Source organism: Autumnicola edwardsiae (genome assembly GCF_031846505.1).
In the GTDB taxonomy this organism is placed as follows: Bacteria; Bacteroidota; Bacteroidia; order Flavobacteriales; family Flavobacteriaceae; genus Autumnicola; species Autumnicola edwardsiae.
The window spans coordinates 1-1,576 of the sequence record NZ_JAVRHP010000227.1; the positions used below are offsets into that span (position 1 = coordinate 1).

A 1,576-nucleotide genomic window follows, 5' to 3' on the forward strand; every position below is an offset into this window, starting at 1 on the left:
CGAGATTGGTATTTCGTACGATAGCGATATTGATCTGGCAAAAAAGATCATGAAAGAAGAGTGTGAAGCGCATCCAAATCTTTATGATAATCGTACCAACCAGGATCTTAGAAACGGGGTTCCACTGGTGATAGTTCGGGTGACCAATCTCGGAGATTCATCAGTAACTATCCGGGCATGGGCATGGGCATGGGATTTCGCTGCTGCGTTTGTTATGAAGTGTGAACTTTATGAGAGTATCAAGAAAAGATTTGATGCCGAAGGGGTGGAAATTCCTTTCCCTCATAGAACCCTTGTTTTTAAAAAAAACCAACTAAATCAATTAACCACCAATGACGATCATAATCAATAATGACTTTATGACAATTGGCTCTCTCATAATACTAGGATTGATTGTTCTGGTGCTAGTGGCCATGCATCGTACCCGAAGTTCTAAAAAAAAGAAAAATTAAAAAATGAACTCCTTACTTTTCCTGGTTATCAATTTCATAATCAATCTTGTCCTTTAATACATAAGACAAGTTCAACATTCATGAACCAACTAATATAAAAATGACTAAATCCCAATACTTCTTTATTTTTTCAATTACGCTTCTTTCAAATCAGATCTTTTCCCAGGAAAAAGATAGCGGAACCCTTCAGGAAGCCGCAAAGCAGATCAAAGCTGAATTTCCCAGAACCCGAATCCTAAATTTTGAATATGGCCAAAGCTTATCCCGGAATTTTGAATCTGAATTATTTGGTGAAGATTTCCAGGAAGGTGAAATTAAAAATCAAAAGACTTTCAATGCTTCCTTGAATTTACCTTTTTATTATACTAAAAAAATTGTACTAACTGCCTCAGCAAATTATGCTTTTAACGAATTTGAATTCCAGGAATTAGAAAATACCTCAACCACCACCATTTTTGAGCAAAATGGAATTGTAGGTTTTCATAATTTCAGGGGTGCAGTAAGCGGAACCTACTTTTCGCAGCTTTTCGGCAAGCCGGTTATTTACAATGCCAGTGTAATAGTTGATGGAAACGACAATGGCTTTGAAAGGTTGAAAGGCCTCGTGGGAGCTTCTTTAATAATGAAAAGAACAGAACGTACCACCATAACACTGGGAGCTATTACTTTTTTAGATCCTACTACACAAATACCGTTTTTCCCAACCTTTACTTACAAGCATAATTTCAAAAATTCACCCTGGGAATTTGATTTCATCCTGCCCCAACGCCTGCTGTTTCGTCGCTATATTGGAATGAACAGCAGGCTATCTTTAGGTAGTACATTTGGCGGCAATGGTTTTTATGTAAATGTGAATGATCCCAATTTCCCGGATGTTTTTGAATACAGCCAGTTGGAGATAAATTCAGGTTTAATTTATGAATATCGACTTTCAGACTATATTATTACCACTTTTAAGGGTGGAATCACTAATTTTATAAGTAACCGTCTAACAGAAAAAGGAGAACCTACCGGAGACTATATCTATAGCAACGAACAGGATCCAACCGGGTATTTTAACGTAGGGTTTTCCATAGATCCTTTTGCGGGAAAGAAGAAAAAGAAATAAAAGGCTATGACCAGGT

The 1,576-nt window shown here is 37.1% G+C and carries 1 protein-coding gene and 1 pseudogene; both read left to right on the forward strand.

What is annotated here, in order from left to right:
- Positions 1-352, forward strand: a pseudogene (locus tag RM529_RS17240) (mechanosensitive ion channel family protein); the annotation flags it as partial.
- A 200-nt stretch (positions 353-552) separates the two neighbouring features.
- Positions 553-1,560: a hypothetical protein gene (locus RM529_RS17245; RefSeq protein WP_311485984.1), complete on the forward strand. Its 1,008-nt coding sequence runs from the start codon at positions 553-555 to the stop codon at positions 1,558-1,560.
- Positions 1,561-1,576: the final 16 nt, after the last annotated feature.

Coding starts and splice junctions, on each gene's coding strand:
- RM529_RS17245 (WP_311485984.1), top strand. CDS start 553: ATGACTAAATCCCAATACTTCTTTATTTTTTCAATTACGCTTCTTTCA.